This is a genomic window from Pseudoalteromonas sp. J2K-J031 (assembly GCF_058197095.2).
This window is the reverse complement of record NZ_CM200280.1, coordinates 170,029-184,852: the sequence shown is the minus strand read 5'-3', so window position 1 is coordinate 184,852 and position 14,824 is coordinate 170,029. Positions and strand designations below refer to the sequence as shown.

General features: G+C 37.3%; 15 protein-coding genes. 11 read left to right on the top strand and 4 right to left on the bottom strand.

Going from position 1 to position 14,824, the window contains the following annotated elements; genetic code table 11:
• The first annotated feature begins 137 nt into the window (after positions 1–137).
• The 5 genes from AC3KZC_RS18100 (at position 138) to bfr (AC3KZC_RS18080) (ending at position 4,335) form a co-directional block, all read left to right on the top strand.
• Positions 138–371, top strand: coding sequence for a FeoA family protein (locus tag AC3KZC_RS18100; protein WP_490579013.1), 234 nt, complete (start codon positions 138–140; stop codon positions 369–371).
• Positions 368–2,680 carry a Fe(2+) transporter permease subunit FeoB gene (gene feoB / locus AC3KZC_RS18095; RefSeq protein WP_490579012.1) on the top strand — a complete coding sequence of 771 codons (2,313 nt, stop codon included), beginning with the start codon at positions 368–370 and terminating at the stop codon, positions 2,678–2,680. The genes AC3KZC_RS18100 and feoB overlap by 4 nt, the downstream gene beginning before the upstream one ends.
• A gap of 15 nt (positions 2,681–2,695) precedes the next feature.
• The gene (locus tag AC3KZC_RS18090) at positions 2,696–3,178 is read left to right on the top strand and encodes an MgtC/SapB family protein (protein WP_490579011.1); all 483 of its coding nucleotides are present in this window, start codon (positions 2,696–2,698) and stop codon (positions 3,176–3,178) included.
• Positions 3,179–3,383: 205 nt separating this feature from the next.
• On the top strand, positions 3,384–3,854 hold the full coding sequence (gene bfr / locus AC3KZC_RS18085; protein ID WP_490579010.1) for a bacterioferritin: 471 nt from the start codon (positions 3,384–3,386) through the stop codon (positions 3,852–3,854).
• Between the two features lies 1 nt (position 3,855).
• Positions 3,856–4,335: a bacterioferritin gene (gene bfr / locus AC3KZC_RS18080; protein WP_490579009.1), complete on the top strand. Its 480-nt coding sequence runs from the start codon at positions 3,856–3,858 to the stop codon at positions 4,333–4,335.
• Between the two features lie 34 nt (positions 4,336–4,369).
• Here the strand turns inward: bfr (AC3KZC_RS18080) and AC3KZC_RS18075 are convergent, their stop codons facing one another.
• Positions 4,370–4,807: a YybH family protein gene (locus AC3KZC_RS18075; protein ID WP_490579008.1), complete on the bottom strand. Its 438-nt coding sequence runs from the start codon at positions 4,805–4,807 to the stop codon at positions 4,370–4,372.
• A 209-nt stretch (positions 4,808–5,016) separates the two neighbouring features.
• Between AC3KZC_RS18075 and AC3KZC_RS18070 the strand changes: the two genes are divergently transcribed.
• Both AC3KZC_RS18070 and AC3KZC_RS18065 read left to right on the top strand, forming a co-directional pair.
• Positions 5,017–7,257 (top strand): acyl-CoA dehydrogenase, encoded by a 2,241-nt coding sequence (locus AC3KZC_RS18070; RefSeq protein ID WP_490579007.1) that lies wholly within the window; start codon positions 5,017–5,019, stop codon positions 7,255–7,257.
• Between the two features lie 177 nt (positions 7,258–7,434).
• The gene (locus AC3KZC_RS18065) at positions 7,435–7,821 is read left to right on the top strand and encodes a cytochrome b562 (protein WP_490579006.1); all 387 of its coding nucleotides are present in this window, start codon (positions 7,435–7,437) and stop codon (positions 7,819–7,821) included.
• A 162-nt stretch (positions 7,822–7,983) separates the two neighbouring features.
• Here AC3KZC_RS18065 and ykgO read toward each other — a convergent pair whose 3' ends face one another.
• Together ykgO and AC3KZC_RS18055 are read right to left on the bottom strand one after the other, a co-directional pair.
• Positions 7,984–8,109 carry a type B 50S ribosomal protein L36 gene (ykgO, locus tag AC3KZC_RS18060; protein ID WP_490579005.1) on the bottom strand — a complete coding sequence of 42 codons (126 nt, stop codon included), beginning with the start codon at positions 8,107–8,109 and terminating at the stop codon, positions 7,984–7,986.
• Complete coding sequence (locus tag AC3KZC_RS18055) at positions 8,106–8,360, bottom strand: type B 50S ribosomal protein L31 (protein WP_490579004.1); 255 nt, start codon at positions 8,358–8,360, stop codon at positions 8,106–8,108. Before AC3KZC_RS18055 ends, ykgO begins: the two co-directional genes overlap by 4 nt.
• A gap of 234 nt (positions 8,361–8,594) precedes the next feature.
• Here AC3KZC_RS18055 and AC3KZC_RS18050 point away from each other — a divergent pair, with 234 nt between their 5' ends.
• Positions 8,595–8,858 (top strand): hypothetical protein, encoded by a 264-nt coding sequence (locus AC3KZC_RS18050; protein WP_490579003.1) that lies wholly within the window; start codon positions 8,595–8,597, stop codon positions 8,856–8,858.
• On the opposite strand, the gene AC3KZC_RS18045 is transcribed toward AC3KZC_RS18050, so the two are convergent.
• Entirely contained in the window at positions 8,855–9,505 is a 651-nt protein-coding gene (locus AC3KZC_RS18045) for a DUF6058 family natural product biosynthesis protein (RefSeq protein ID WP_490579002.1), read from the bottom strand. The two genes, AC3KZC_RS18050 and AC3KZC_RS18045, sit on opposite strands and share 4 nt — an antisense overlap.
• 185 nt (positions 9,506–9,690) lie before the next feature.
• Between AC3KZC_RS18045 and dapA the strand changes: the two genes are divergently transcribed.
• The 3 genes from dapA (at position 9,691) to AC3KZC_RS18030 (ending at position 14,508) form a co-directional block, all read left to right on the top strand.
• Entirely contained in the window at positions 9,691–10,608 is a 918-nt protein-coding gene (dapA, locus tag AC3KZC_RS18040) for a 4-hydroxy-tetrahydrodipicolinate synthase (RefSeq protein ID WP_490579001.1), read from the top strand.
• A gap of 182 nt (positions 10,609–10,790) precedes the next feature.
• Positions 10,791–12,098, top strand: coding sequence for a DEAD/DEAH box helicase (locus AC3KZC_RS18035; protein ID WP_490579000.1), 1,308 nt, complete (start codon positions 10,791–10,793; stop codon positions 12,096–12,098).
• Between the two features lie 178 nt (positions 12,099–12,276).
• On the top strand, positions 12,277–14,508 hold the full coding sequence (locus AC3KZC_RS18030; protein ID WP_490578999.1) for a carbohydrate binding family 9 domain-containing protein: 2,232 nt from the start codon (positions 12,277–12,279) through the stop codon (positions 14,506–14,508).
• The last annotated feature ends 316 nt before the right edge of the window (positions 14,509–14,824 follow it).

The window sequence follows — 14,824 nt, the reverse complement described above, 5'->3', positions numbered from 1 at the left end:
TATCGGTTAAGTGTTGTTCGAATCTCATACAAAAGTGATGGTTATTTAAATTTAAATTAAAATGTAAATAACTATCACTTGCATGCTAACTGACACCGAGTAAAATTAACTGCAATAAAAGTTCTATTGATATCCATATGATACGCTTAAATCAAATTTCTTTAGGTGCTGCAGCTCGAATCGTCAGTTTTGATAAAAATAACAACGAACTCCAAAAAAAATTATTAGCGATGGGTTTGATCCCCGGCTCCTTAGTTGAAGTGATCCGTTTTGCTCCTTTAGGCGATCCTATGGTGCTCAAAGTTCGAGGTTCTTCCTTAAGTTTACGTAAAGCAGAAGCTGACTCTATATTTGTGGAGTTAGTATCATGATTCAAACAGTTGCTGTGATCGGGAATCCAAATTGTGGTAAAACCACTTTATTTAATGCGTTAACGGGAGCTAAACAAAAAGTAGGAAATTGGCCTGGCGTAACGGTAGAAAAAAAAGAAGGGCAGTTTTTTTGTAATGAAACAAATGTCAACTTAATTGATCTTCCTGGTACGTATTCTATTGATGTATATGACGATACAACCTCGCTTGATGAAAAAATAGCCCGAGACTACATAGTATCAAAGCAAGCCAATCTTGTTATAAATATTCTTGATGCCTCTAATTTAGAACGTAATTTATTTTTAACAGCTCAATTGCTAGAAATGCAGCAGCCAATGGTAGTGGTTTTAAATATGATGGATGTTGCTAAGCGTAATGGCATTGAGATAGATACTAGCGCGCTTAGCTTGCAAATTGGTTGTCCGGTCATCGCTATTGTGGCTGCAGATAAAACGGGCTTAGTCGAGCTTAAAAACGCAATCAGTGCTCAATTAGTCAAAAAGAAAATCTCAGATTGCTTACCTATTTACTCTTCTCAAGTTGAAAACGCTCTTACTGATATTTCAAACCACGATGCTCGTTTTAATCAGTATTCACGTGCTGAACAAATAGGTTTATTAGAGCAAGTGATCAGTGATAGTGATTTTAAAACTACATCTAATAGTGATTTTTATACTACGCTTGCTGCTAAATTTGACCGCGATACTGATTTTAATATGGCGGTATGCCTTGCCGATTCTCGTTATCAGTTGGCCGAAACGTTGACGCTGCGGTGTCAAAAAAATAATTTACATGCCTCTGAAACTATGAGTGATCTCATTGATAAAATCGTATTGAACCGAGTGCTAGGTATACCGATTTTTTTAGCTATCATGTACCTGATGTTTACAATTGCAGTCAATATAGGTGGTGCATTTATTGACTTTTTCGACATTGCCACTGGCGCAATATTAGTCGATGGTTTTGGTCAGGTTCTAGCGTCAATTAATACACCTGCATGGTTAATCACGCTTTTAGCGGATGGCTTGGGGGGCGGGATCCAGTTAGTTGCGACCTTTATTCCTGTTATTGGCTTTTTGTATCTTTGTTTAGCTTTTATTGAAGACTCTGGATATATGGCAAGGGCTGCTTTTATTATGGATAGATTAATGAGGACGATTGGTTTACCTGGAAAATCGTTCGTTCCATTGATAGTTGGCTTTGGCTGTAATGTACCTGCGGTCATGGCGAGCCGAACACTTGAAACACATAAAGATAGATTACTCACTATTGCTATGGCGCCATTTATGTCTTGTGGTGCACGTTTGTCTGTTTATGCTTTATTTGTGGCGGCATTTTTTGAAAGTAATGGTCAAAACATTGTATTTGCTTTGTATTTGATTGGAATCATAATGGCCATTCTAACCGGCCTCGTATTGAAGAAAACGTTATTTTCTCCGAATTTAACTCCTTTTATTATGGAGTTACCTGCCTATCATTTACCGACTCTACGTGGGGTATTATTCAAAGCTTGGGAGCGTTTAAGTGGTTTTTGTATGCGTGCTGGAAAAACCATCATTATTGTTTTTGTGGTGTTAAAAGTGCTAAGTTCATTAGGAACTGACGGTAGCTTTGGTAATGATAATACTGATAAATCAATACTCAGTGTGATCAGTAAAGCAGTAACACCTATGTTTCATCCTATTGGTATTGAACAAGATAATTGGCCTGCCACGGTAGGTGTATTTACAGGTGTCTTTGCTAAAGAAGCCGTTGTCGGTACGCTCGACAGTCTTTATAGCAGCTTAAATCAAAATCAAGCCGATGAAATCAAAGAGTCTATTGGTTCTCAATTAAAAAATGCTGTTTATTCTATAGGGACTAATGTTTCGAATGTTATGGAAAACTTATTAGATCCATTAGGGCTTGCACAGACTGTGATCACCGATAAGTCGCAAGCAGCTTCAGATCAAGCGGTAAATCTATCTACTTATGATGCAATGGCGAGTTTGTTTTCAAGTAAAATAGCCGCATTCAGCTATTTACTGTTTATTTTACTTTATACCCCATGCGTTGCAGTAATGGGCGCTGTTTATCGTGAGGCAGGTTTAAAGTGGATGTTATTTGTTGCTGGATGGTCGACTGGTCTTGCTTATATAACCGCATCATCCGTTTATCAAATAGGGACTCTTAGTGCTCAGCCATTTTTTGCAACAATGTGGTTATTAGGCTGTTCGATTGTGACGTTTGCTGCTATTTTAGCAATGAAAATTTATGGGCATTATGCACAAAAAAATAGTTTAGTAATTCCTGTTGTAAATATTATTTAAGGTAAACCTAATTAAATGGATGAAATACGTCTTTTTCTCGCTATCGATCCTTTTCAGTGGTCTGATATTTTTACTGCTATTTTATGTGGTTGTATTGTTGGGCTTGAACGCCAACTTCGTGGTAAACCTGTTGGTATCCGAACATCTGCATTGATAGTGTTAGGCACATATTTATTTGTAGCAGCATCTAATTCGATGAATAATGATGTTACAGATACATCTAGGATAATTGGGCAAGTGATCACAGGCGTTGGTTTTTTAGGTGCAGGTGTCATGCTTGCTAAAGACGGGATCGTTGTAGGTGTTACCTCGGCAGCAACTATTTGGGTGCTTGCGAGTATTGGAGTTGCAATTTGCATTGCAGGGGAGTTTGCTGCTATCAAACTTTCTATTCTTGTTGTTGGTATTTTGTATGGGGTTGATGTGATGGAGGCCTACTTTGCTTCATTGACTCGCGGCGTGCACAGTAAATTTAATACTTGGAAAAATCGAAGATAACACCCGTTAAACATAAACAGTGAATTTTTTCTCAAATTCACTGTTTTATCCAAATCATAATCATTTCCATTTCTTTCTTCAGTTGCTTATCCCTATTTTGGTGTTTCTTATTGTTTTTGTTTCAAAAAAATATAATGCCAGCCATCTAAAAAAGCTATAATGGTGATAATTATCACTTATCGAATTTATTTTCTAGGAAGTCATTATGAAAGGTTCTGTGACTATGTTGGCAGTATTAAATCAAGTGCTAACAGCTGAGCTAACTTCAATTAATCAATATTTTTTACATGCTCGCATGTATAAAAATTGGGGATTAGATGAGTTAAATGAAAAGTCGTATAAAAAATCAATTAAAGATATGAAGCAGGCAGATGAGCTTATTGAGCGAATTTTGTTTCTTGAAGGTTTACCGAATTTACAGCAATTAGGTCGATTACTGATTGGCGAAGAAACTGCCGAAATGCTTCAATGCGATCTTACATTTCAAGCTGACCAAGTTAAGTTATTACGCCAAGCTATCACTACTGCAGAGCAAGAAAAAGACTATGTCAGCCGTGAATTGCTAAATGATATATTACAATATGAAGAAGATCATATTGATTGGATTGAAACACAACAATCTATAATAAAAAATATCGGTATTCAAAATTACCAACAGTCAATGATGGAGGATTAAGATGAAAGGTTCACAAGCAATTATCGATCGTCTTAACCAGCAGCTAACCCTAGAGCTTAGCTCGATGGACCAGTATTTAGCGCATAGTAAACTCTATCAGGATTGGGGAATTAATAAGCTTCATGAACAGCTTAGTCATGAATATGAAGAAGAGCTTGAGCACGCACAAAAGTTAATTGACCGCATTTTGTTTTTAGAAGGCACAGCCGATACAGCATCGCGCGTTGCAATAAACGTTGGTGATACCGTAGAGGAAATGCTAAAGAATGATTTACAAGCAGAATATAAAGTAGCTGAAAGCTTAAGAAGTATCATCAGTTTTTGTGAGCAACAACAAGATTATGTGACGCGTAATTTATTGCAAGAGTTATTAAATGATACTGAAACTGACCATATTTATTGGTTAAAACAACACTTAGGTTTGATTGACCGTATTGGAATTGCCAATTATATCCAATCTCAGATGGCTTCTTCTAAATAGCATCGGATGATGGGCTTTTAGCCCATCAAATCTCTTAGCTTGAATGATCTATGACAATACGCCAGTGTTGATCTATTTTCTTCCATAATAAACTGTAATAGCCTTCAACCACTTTATCTTTCAGAGTTATTTTCCATTTTCCTAGGACAAAAGCCGTATTGTTGTTTACCTCTATTTCAATGTTTTCAAACTTCAATTTCCCCATTTTTTCTTTTGACGAATAACTTTTCTTATAATTATCTAGTGTCGCCTGCCATCCATATTTGATACCTTTTTTACCTACAAATTTCAGCTGTTCTGAACGCCAGTATCCTTGCATATACTGCTCAATATCCGCGTTATTCCATGCAGATTCTTGGGCGTTCATAATTGAAATAATGTGCTCTTTATCACTGTGTGCTTTGCTAGTAAATGAGCCGAGTAAGAGCGTGAAACAAAGTAAGGATAAAACCATTTTTAAGCAGTTAAGCATGATTTACCTCTATTTAATGATACGTTTTTAGTAAAAAACACTATAACAAGATATTTTTTTATTTCACATATCTTATTGATATTGAATTATTTTAATCAATTTAAAAAATAAATTTAAATAAAATGTGAAAAAATGAGATTAGAGCAATTGATCTAAAGTGGTTTTTGTGACGTAATAGTAGGTAATTGAATCTGGTCGGATGAGTTAAAATGAGCTTACGAACAACATTAAAAAAAGTATTACCTAGTATTTCTATTACCGAACAAGAAGCGCTTGATGCAGGCGATGTATGGTTAGAGGGGTCGATTTATCGAGGCAAACCAGACTTTTCGGCATTACGTGCAGTTCCTAAAGGCCAATTAACTTCAGAAGAGCAAGCTTTTCTTGATGGCCCAGTAATGCAGTTACTTGAACTCATTGATGATACTGAGATTCAAAATGGTAAACACTTACCAGACTATATCTTAGATTTTCTTAAGAAAGAGCGATTCTTCTCTTTAATCATTCCAAAAGAATACGGTGGACGTGAGTTTAGCCCGTATGCAAATTCAACAATTGTAGCGACGATTGCGACAAAAAGTTCGGGTGTTGCAGTAACTGTCATGGTCCCTAACTCATTAGGACCGGGTGAATTACTGATGCATTATGGTACACAAGAGCAGCGCTCTTTTTGGTTACCACGTTTGTCAGATGGTACAGATATTCCTTGCTTTGCACTAACAAGCCCTGAAGCCGGATCTGATGCCGGTGGTATTCCGGATCAAGGTATTGTTACTAAAGGTTTGTACCAAGGTCAAGAAGTGCTTGGTTTAAGTGTTACTTGGGATAAGCGTTATATTACATTAGCTCCAATTGCTACAGTGTTAGGGCTTGCATTTAAAGTACGCGATCCTGAAGGCCTGCTAGGTACTAAAGAAGATTTAGGTATCACCTGTGCCCTTATTCCGCGTGAACATCCTGGTGTTGAACTTGGTAACCGTCATGACCCGATGGGGATCCGCTTTTACAACGGAACTACACGCGGTGAAAAAGTATTTATTCCAATGGATTTCATCATTGGTGGTCAAAAGAATATTGGTCGCGGTTGGCAAATGTTAGTGAGTTGCTTAGGTGCTGGTCGAGGCATTTCTTTACCTGCTCTTGGCTGCTCTACCAGTCATGTTGCATTAAAATCTGCAAGCGAGTATGCAGCGGTACGTGAACAGTTTGGTTTATCTATTGGTCAGTTCGAAGGTATTCAAGAAAAACTTGCTGATATTGCTGGAAAAACCTTCCTACAAGAAGCAATGCGTGTACTGACAACTGAAGGTTTAGGATTAGGTTTAAAACCATCCGTTGTCACCGCTATCGCGAAATACCATATGACAGAAATTGGTCGCGATACATTAAATTCTGCAATGGACATTCAAGCTGGTAAAGCTATTCAGTGTGGTCCACAAAATACCTTGGCTAAAGGCTATGTTGCGCAGCCTATTGCGATTACGGTGGAAGGTGCCAATATATTAACCCGTAACTTAATGATTTTTGGTCAAGGTGTAATGCGTTGTCACCCATACTTGCAATCTATGGTTGAAGCAATTCATAGCGACGACAAAAATGCTGATAAAGAATTTAATAAAATATTTAGAAAAACGGTTGGTTATAGTGTTGCAAATAGCTTGCGTTCATTTCGTTTAGGGTTGTTACCTTTCACTGCAAGTGCTTCATCAGAACTTGTAGAGGTAAAACAATATGAGAAATCAGTACAAAAATTAGCATCTAAACTTGCCGTTTATGCCGATTTTTCGTTATTAGTACTAGGCGGAAAACTAAAACAAGCTGAGTTGTTATCTGCTCGTTTAGGTGATGTGATGAGTTATTTATATGCAGCCATGGCGTGTATTCGCTTCTATGAGCAAAAAGTATCTGCAGAGGAACGTAATCAAGCTGCACCTTATTTTCATTATGCAACCCGCTGGGCACTAATGAATGCTGAAAATGCTTTATTAACGTTCTTGGATAATTTCCCTTCTGACGTAACACGGAAATTTATGCGATTAATCACAGTTACTTACAGTGCTAAAATGCCGAAAATCTCTGATAATTTAATTCGTGAGCTAGCCGAGCAAGCGCAATTAGATACATCATTCAAGAAAAAGTTAACGCATTTAGTTCGCTCAGTACCAGGCGATGGCCACTACATTAACGAACAGGCATATCAAGCGAAACTAGCATGTTTAGATTTACTGAAAAAAGTGAAGTTATCACTGAGAAGTAAACAAATTAAAGCGGGTGTAAGATTCTCTGAAACCTTAGAAAATGCGCTTAATGCTAACGTTGTCACAGTTGATGAATACAAGCAATTAATTGATTATAACCTAAAACGCGAAAGAGCCATTCGAGTTGATGAGTATGATTATGATTTAGAGCTAGTAGCAGCTCAAAGTGAATTAAAAGTAGCAAACTCATAGCTTAAACGTTCAACAATGCTAAATGTTATGGCTGTCAATTAAGTTTGCATAACATTTTATATTTATACGCCTCGTGATGACTCTCACGGGGCGTTTTTGTTTTGTAAAGGGGCTTTACATTTTGTGCTCCTCACAGAATGCTTTATAATCTTTTTACATTTTTGTTTAAGGTTTATCATGAAAATTTTTATCGCTTTTAGCATTACACTTTTTTTCTTTTCTCATACTGTTTTAGCGAACAATGAATTAGAAGTGACGATGAAAAATATGGCACTCAGTTATAAAAATACGATGCAAGCGCAAGACATCACAGCATTTACCCATCATTTAAATGAGTTTAAAACGCTGGTATTAAAAAGTAAAAAAGTCGGATTTCCAACTGATAAGGAAGCTGTATCGTTAGAGGGGATTGATAAAGTAATTGTATTGATAGAGCACGCACAAACGCTCGCAACCAAAGGCGAACTTACCCAAGCGCAGTTACATCTCAAAGCAGTAGATCGTCTTCGCAAAGAATATCATCAACATCATGAGCCAAGTTTTTGGCAACTAATTTTTGGGTAAAGACATCATCCGGATTCTTGTCATCGACTAATTATTCGTAACATTCTATTTTATGATCTTAAAAGCGCATTGTTTTTTCTGCAGCAGCTTCACAAGTTAACTTGAATTTAGATACTTTAAATTTAAAAAATAACCCCAGTATTTTTAATACTGAGGTTATTTTTATTTTTGTACGGCTTTAAATCTTGGATTGCTTTTACAAATTACATAAAGGCGACCTTTCCTTTTTACAATTTTACAATCCTTATGTCTTGTTTTTGCTGATTTTAAAGAGCTCAGTACCTTCATTTCTTACTTCCTAGAGCCCCAAAACGTTGGTTAAACTTAGCTACACGACCATCAGACTTATTCACTTTCTGCTTACCAGTGTAAAAAGGATGAGATTCACTTGATACATCAACTGGAACGTAAGGATAAGTAATGCCTTCTAGTTCAATAGTACGAGCAGTTGTTAAAGTAGAGCCAATGATAAAATACTTATCTGCGGCTGTATCATGGAATACGACTTGTTGATAGTTAGGATGTATATTAGGTTTCATTTATCAATTACCTTATGTGATAGTATATCATAACTTTAACTCTCTTTTAGACAGGAATCAATCTTATTTGCATTTGAATGTTGGCAAATTGTGTTATTTACTTTGCCTTGTACACTTAATAGATTTAAAAGTGTTTACATAAGCAGCAAACAGAGTCTTTGGGGCTAAAATTGACTAGCTAAATGGAGAAACGCTGGTATAACAAAGAGTGTAAGAACAATTAGGAGTCTTAAAATGGATAAACAAATTGTCGAATTAAATTCAAATTGTTTAAATGCAATTAAAGCGCATGATCAAAAGCTTGATATTTTTACTCAAATTAATAACGCACATATTTCAGCTGAAAGCTTAATTAACTTACTTGCACATTATCAGTCTATGAGTGAAAACGATGACGATGAAAAGGTCGATGCTTGGATTGATAATCTTACTGATTTAGAAAGAAAAATACTCCAAGCATTTGAAATTAGCCGAGGCCGTTTTGAACACAGCCATTAAGCTTTGAGATTATATAGTTTTATAGTGTTATCTATAAATCGTGTTCGGTAGCTTTGTTTACGTTCATGAGGTGCGAAATGGCTCAATGATTTGCTGAGTTTTTTAATTGCTAATCTCACTGTCTGGCGCTCTTCATCGTCGAGTTCAGATTTAGTATTAAGCTCAGTTAACGTACTAATAATATTAATAGTCAGTTCAACTTCAACGATTTCTTCAATTAATCCATTTTGGGTGATTAAACCAAATTTGCCGTTTAAAAAATGTTGCCATTGATTTTGTACGTGTTCATGTAAGTCATCATTAAAACACTCGTCAGAGCTGTATAACCCTTGTTGGGCTAATAAGCTAAGATGATTACAATATTTGTGATAAAAGATCTCATAAGCTTTTGAAGCCGATATTTCTGTTTGACTCAGTAAGAGTTTCGCCCACTTGTCGTAACCCCGAGCAAAATAATCCCAATACTCAGTGCATTTATGTAACCCATAATAAGAGCTACATTCTATATCACTATTAAGTCGGTAGGCTGGTTTTGGGAAAAGACCTTTTTCTTGCCATAGCAAAAGCGTTTCTTCATCAATTTGGCTGCTTTGCAATAGTTGTGTTTGATCAAAATAATGATTAGATAGGTACTCAAATAACGTCATAATAGGCTCTGCAATAAATACTGTGTTTATGTACAGTTGTATTGTGGCAAATGTTATTCAGAAAAACAATCATGTCTCTTAAATAATATTTTCTATTTTTTAGTTGTTATTACACATCTCTACTCGGAAATGTTTCTTAAATATGATACAAAGGCCAAAGTTTTTATTAGGAAAATCCACTGACTATGCGCTCAATTGAACAATTAAAAAACGCTTCTCTAATTACCGCAATTAAAACGCCATACCAATTAAATGGTGAAATTGACCTGATTGCTTATGATCAACTCGTGCTCGCTCAGATTGATGCCGGTGTGGATGGCATTGTAGTCGGTGGTACGACAGGGGAAGGGCAACTGATGAATTGGGAAGAACATTTAATGTTAATTGCCCACAGTGTTGCTAAGTTTTCAGATAAACTCATTATCGTCGGCAATACTGGCAGTAACAATACACGCGAAGCGATTAAAGCTACCGAATATGGTTTTGCAACAGGTATGGACGCTGCGCTTCAAATTAATCCTTATTATGGTCGCTCATCTGAAGCCGGTGTAAAAGAGCACTTAAGTCGTGTTTTAGCGCTAGGACCTGCCTTTATTTACAATGTCCCAGGGCGTACCGGTCAAGATTTAACACCTGAAATTCTCATTCCTTTTTCGCAACACCCCAATTTTATCGGCATTAAGGAATGTGCTGGAAATGAGCGAATCGCAGCGTATGAAAAACAAGGTATCGCTTGTTGGTCTGGTAATGATGATGAAGCACATGATGGCAGACATTTATTTGGATCTCATGGGGTTATCTCGGTTACCTCTAATTTAGTGCCTGGCATTATGCGTCAATTGATTGATACTCCAAATGAGGCACTCAATTTACGTGTTCAACCATTAATGAATTGGTTGTTTTGTGAACCAAACCCAATTGCAATCAACACAGCTTTGATGATGACGAACGCGGTAAAACCTGTTTTCCGATTACCTTATGTCCCACTGTCGCATTCACAACGTGAAAGAGGTCTTTTATTGATGAATGAGTGGACTGAAACTGATTTAGTTGGCGGTAAAGCAACGCATCTTAGTGATGATGTATTTTGTCTGACTGCTTAAACTAATTTAAAACGAACGAGGGGTTTTTAGCCCCCTCGTTAAATCCCCATCTTTGCTTTTTTATCCTAATCTGGTTATTGCTCATAAGAATGTGAATAACTGGCGACAGTGCCAATCAAATCAAGTATAATTCGCGACCAAAATTTTGGCTTTTTGGCTGAAAATAGTGTTAGGAATACAGAATGAATTTTAAGTCTTTTAGTTTTGCCCCTGAAATATTACGAGCGATTGATGAATGCGGTTATACCGAGCTAAGTCCGGTTCAACGTTTAGCTATCCCTCATGTTCGCAGAGGTCATGACGTCCTAGCGAATGCGCAAACGGGTACCGGTAAAACGGCTGCGTTTGCCTTACCTATTTTACAAAAGCTCATTGATACTCCAACCCCTAGAGTGGCTTCTAATGCTAAAGCATTGGTGCTTGCACCAACCCGTGAGCTTGCTGAGCAAATCGCCAATAGCTTTGAAAAATATGGCAAGTATTTAGATATAAAAGTGGCAGCAATTTTTGGTGGTGTGAGTCATAAAGGCCAAGCGATTAAGCTAAAAGCCGGTGCTGATATTATCGTTGCTACGCCAGGGCGTTTACTTGAACATATTCAAATGTGTAATGTGTCTTTATCTCATGTGAACTTTTTAGTCCTTGATGAAGCAGATCGTATGCTTGATATGGGCTTTATTAACGACATAAAAACGTTAATGGCCGCAGTCAATGATGAAAGACAAACTTTATTGTTCTCTGCTACTTATCCTAGTTCAATGAAGCAATTTTCGGCTTCTGTTCTTAAACAACCTAAAATTGTGCAGGCAACGAAAGATAATTCAACGGCAGAAACGGTTCAACACGTGGTATACCCAGTTGAAGAGCGTAGAAAAAATGAATTATTGTCAGAGCTCATTGGTCGTAAAAATTGGCACCAAGTGCTAGTGTTTGTGAATATGAAAGAAACCGCAAGTAGCGTGGTTGAAGAGCTAAATCAGTTTGGGATCTCTGCTGCTGTGTGTCATGGCGATAAAACGCAAGGTGCACGTCGTCGCGCATTACGTGAATTTAAAGAGGGTAAAGTGCGCGTTTTAGTAGCAACAGAAGTAGCTGCACGTGGTTTAGATATTGTTGGTTTAGAGCGTGTTATTAACGTTGATTTACCTTTCTTAGCTGAAGATTATGTCCATCGTATTGGTCGTACAGGCCGCGCAGGAAATAGTGGTCAAGCAGTCTCTTTTGTGAGCCGTGAAGAAGAGCATACTCTTGCAAATATTGAGTCGTTGATTGGTACCTCAATCCGTCGTATTTATTACCCAGGTTTTGAAGTAAGCAGCCGAGATAATTTAATTAAAACGATTAATAGCACTCCAAGTCACCGCCGCCGTAAAGCGCGTGTTAATGGCGCCGGTGGTCAAGAGCAAGGCGAAGCGCGAATTAAAAATCGCTCGAAAATTGCTAATGTACGCACAGCAATAAAAAGTGCAAAACTGACATTGAAGAAATAAGCTTACAATTATTACTTATGAAAAAGGCCATTTAATGGCCTTTTTTTATATTTGAAAAATATTTAGCTGCTGTGAAGTTAATAAAATGTATCGTTATCGGTAATAAATCTATCTTTACTCTACAAATGTCTTTAGAATCAAGAGGTTTTTTGTTTCTATTTATTTTATACGGATATTTATGTTCGACATTAAGAAATCTATTGCCGCACTGGTAAGTCTCTATTTTTGTTTTATCCCACTATCTTCAGCCCAAATGATCAAGCAACAATTCAACTTAGTGCACCAAAGTGCAGCTATTGAACTAGATGGTCAATTAAATGAAGCAGCTTGGCAACAGGCGACTCATATACCGTTAATCTACCGTAATGAACCGGTCGGTGATTTGACTCCACCTGTTAAAACCGATGCATATTTATTTGAAGATGGTGACAGTTTGTATGTAGCGTTTATTGCTTATGATCCTGATCCGACAAAAATACGCGCAGCGCTTCGTGATCGCGATGATTTATGGGCAGACGATAACGTCGCACTGATGATTGATACCTTTAATGATGAACGCACCGGTTACGAATTCTACGTCAACCCTTTTGGCGCTCAAGGTGATATGGCCATGAGCGATGTCAATGGCTGGGTTGAAGATCCATCTTGGAACGCGATATGGGATAGTTCAGCGCGTATAACACCAGAAGGCTACATTGTCGAAATGCGGATCCCTTTTAGTGCATTACGTTTTCCTAAAGGTGGGGCAGAGCAAACATGGAGTATTGCAGTGTGGCGAAATTACCCACGCGATGTGTTATATCAAATGGCTAATGTCGGTTTTGATTTGGATGTTGTTTGTAGCCTTTGCCAATTCGATAAGTTGGTTGGTTTATCAAATATTCCAGAGACGAAGAATATTCAAATTGCCCCTTCTTTAACAGCTCTTCGTCATGACGAAAAACCAATGCTGCCAGGGCAATGGGAAGCGGGCGAGATTGATACTGAATTGAGTGCCGATATTCGCTGGGGGATCACCCAAGATGCGGTTATCAACGCAACGATTAATCCGGACTTCTCAACGGTGGAAGCCGACGCCACTCAATTAGATATAAATACTAATTACTCTTTGTTTTATGCTGAAAAAAGGCCATTTTTTTTAGACGGAGCGTCTTTTTTCGAAACGAATCATTTTAATCTACTCTACACCCGCAATATTGCCGCCCCTGAAGTGGGCTTAAAATTAACGGGTAAATCAGATCAACATAGTTATGGCGTATTATTCACCGATGATGAGAATACCAATCTGATTATTCCGAGCAATCAAGGCTCTAGGCTGGTTAATTTAGGTGAAAAATCCAAAGTTGCTGCGCTTAGTTATCAATTGGATATTGGCGAGCAGAATAATCTAGCCGTGATGTCGACCCATCGAGAAACTGCTAATTATCACAACACCGTTTTATCAGTAGGTGGTGGGTATTGGTTTAATCCATCCGATTCATTGCAGTACCAAGTCTCGTATAGCGATACTGAAAATTCAGATATGTTGCAGCAATATTTCATGCTCGATAAATCACAACAAGGCGCAGCGTATAAAGTCGAGCTAAGTCGTGAAAATCGAGACTATAAACTTTTTGGCAGTATTGAAAATGTGGCTGAAGACTTCAGGGCTGATTTGGGTTATGAGCCAGAAGTCGATTACAAAAGAGCGATAATAGGTGGTGGTCAAACATGGTATGGCAATCAGGACGATAGATTAACCTCTTGGGAATATGAGGTTGAGTGGGATAAAACCTATGCCCAAAATGGTGACATGCTCGAAGAAGAGTTCGAAACAACATTTTTAGTTAAAGGGCAAATGCGTTCTTATGCACGATTAGGATTAACACATGGCGATGAGTTTTATCTAGATGATTTTTTTCAGCAAAATTCAGCGTATATCCAAGCTGGTTTTTACCCAAGTCAAAATATAAAACTGGCTTTATTTACCGAATATGGCAGCGAAATAGATTATCAGCATGCTCGTTTAGGCGACTCTTTTACTTTCGAACCGGATATTACATGGGATGTAAATGATCATCTTCAAGTTGTATTAAGCCATGAATACAGTTATTTAGAAGTACATGGAGAGCGTTTGTTTAATGCCAATGTCACAGACTTACGTTTGTATTATAAATTTAATATGCGCAGTATGCTTAAGTTGGTTTTACAGTATGAAAATATAGATAAAAATCAACAGCTTTATTATAGAAACATCAGCCAAGTCAATAAGGATTATGCAACCCAGTTGGTGTATTCATATAAACTCAATGCACAAACACTTTTTTATTTGGGTTATTCAGATACTGGTTACCAAGATGATGATTTAAAATCATTGACTCGAAACCAACGTACTTTTTTCACCAAGTTTAGTTATGCGTGGCAACTTTAAGTCATTATGAGTTTTATGCAAATCAGTTAATGTTTTAATTGATTTGTAATGTGACGGTTTGATTGATACTTGAATCCGATAAACTGTGTTTATCGGATTTCTTATGCTTGTTTTACACTATATTTTGGCTTGGAAATACCACAAAAATAACAGGTAACTATTTCTAATACCAAGTTTTTTACTCTATCTAAAGCGGATATATAAAAGAGAACCAGTTCACTTTAGGATTAGGCAATGAGGGTATTTTAAACGGTTCACAGTATTGGATTACCTTACAATTGACCCACAATTGAAGCCCTCATTATAAATAAGATAG

What these genes read in the sequence shown, in the direction of transcription:
- dapA (WP_490579001.1), top strand. Translation starts at nt 9,691, where the DNA reads ATGCGCTCAATTGAACAATTAAAAAACGCTTCTCTAATTACCGCAATT.
- AC3KZC_RS18070 (WP_490579007.1), top strand. Translation starts at nt 5,017, where the DNA reads ATGAGCTTACGAACAACATTAAAAAAAGTATTACCTAGTATTTCTATT.
- bfr (WP_490579010.1), top strand. Translation starts at nt 3,384, where the DNA reads ATGAAAGGTTCTGTGACTATGTTGGCAGTATTAAATCAAGTGCTAACA.
- AC3KZC_RS18090 (WP_490579011.1), top strand. Translation starts at nt 2,696, where the DNA reads ATGGATGAAATACGTCTTTTTCTCGCTATCGATCCTTTTCAGTGGTCT.
- AC3KZC_RS18035 (WP_490579000.1), top strand. Translation starts at nt 10,791, where the DNA reads ATGAATTTTAAGTCTTTTAGTTTTGCCCCTGAAATATTACGAGCGATT.
- AC3KZC_RS18100 (WP_490579013.1), top strand. Translation starts at nt 138, where the DNA reads ATGATACGCTTAAATCAAATTTCTTTAGGTGCTGCAGCTCGAATCGTC.
- bfr (WP_490579009.1), top strand. Translation starts at nt 3,856, where the DNA reads ATGAAAGGTTCACAAGCAATTATCGATCGTCTTAACCAGCAGCTAACC.
- AC3KZC_RS18030 (WP_490578999.1), top strand. Translation starts at nt 12,277, where the DNA reads ATGTTCGACATTAAGAAATCTATTGCCGCACTGGTAAGTCTCTATTTT.
- AC3KZC_RS18045 (WP_490579002.1), bottom strand. Translation starts at nt 9,505, where the DNA reads ATGACGTTATTTGAGTACCTATCTAATCATTATTTTGATCAAACACAA.
- AC3KZC_RS18050 (WP_490579003.1), top strand. Translation starts at nt 8,595, where the DNA reads ATGGATAAACAAATTGTCGAATTAAATTCAAATTGTTTAAATGCAATT.
- feoB (WP_490579012.1), top strand. Translation starts at nt 368, where the DNA reads ATGATTCAAACAGTTGCTGTGATCGGGAATCCAAATTGTGGTAAAACC.
- AC3KZC_RS18065 (WP_490579006.1), top strand. Translation starts at nt 7,435, where the DNA reads ATGAAAATTTTTATCGCTTTTAGCATTACACTTTTTTTCTTTTCTCAT.
- AC3KZC_RS18055 (WP_490579004.1), bottom strand. Translation starts at nt 8,360, where the DNA reads ATGAAACCTAATATACATCCTAACTATCAACAAGTCGTATTCCATGAT.
- AC3KZC_RS18075 (WP_490579008.1), bottom strand. Translation starts at nt 4,807, where the DNA reads ATGCTTAACTGCTTAAAAATGGTTTTATCCTTACTTTGTTTCACGCTC.
- ykgO (WP_490579005.1), bottom strand. Translation starts at nt 8,109, where the DNA reads ATGAAGGTACTGAGCTCTTTAAAATCAGCAAAAACAAGACATAAGGAT.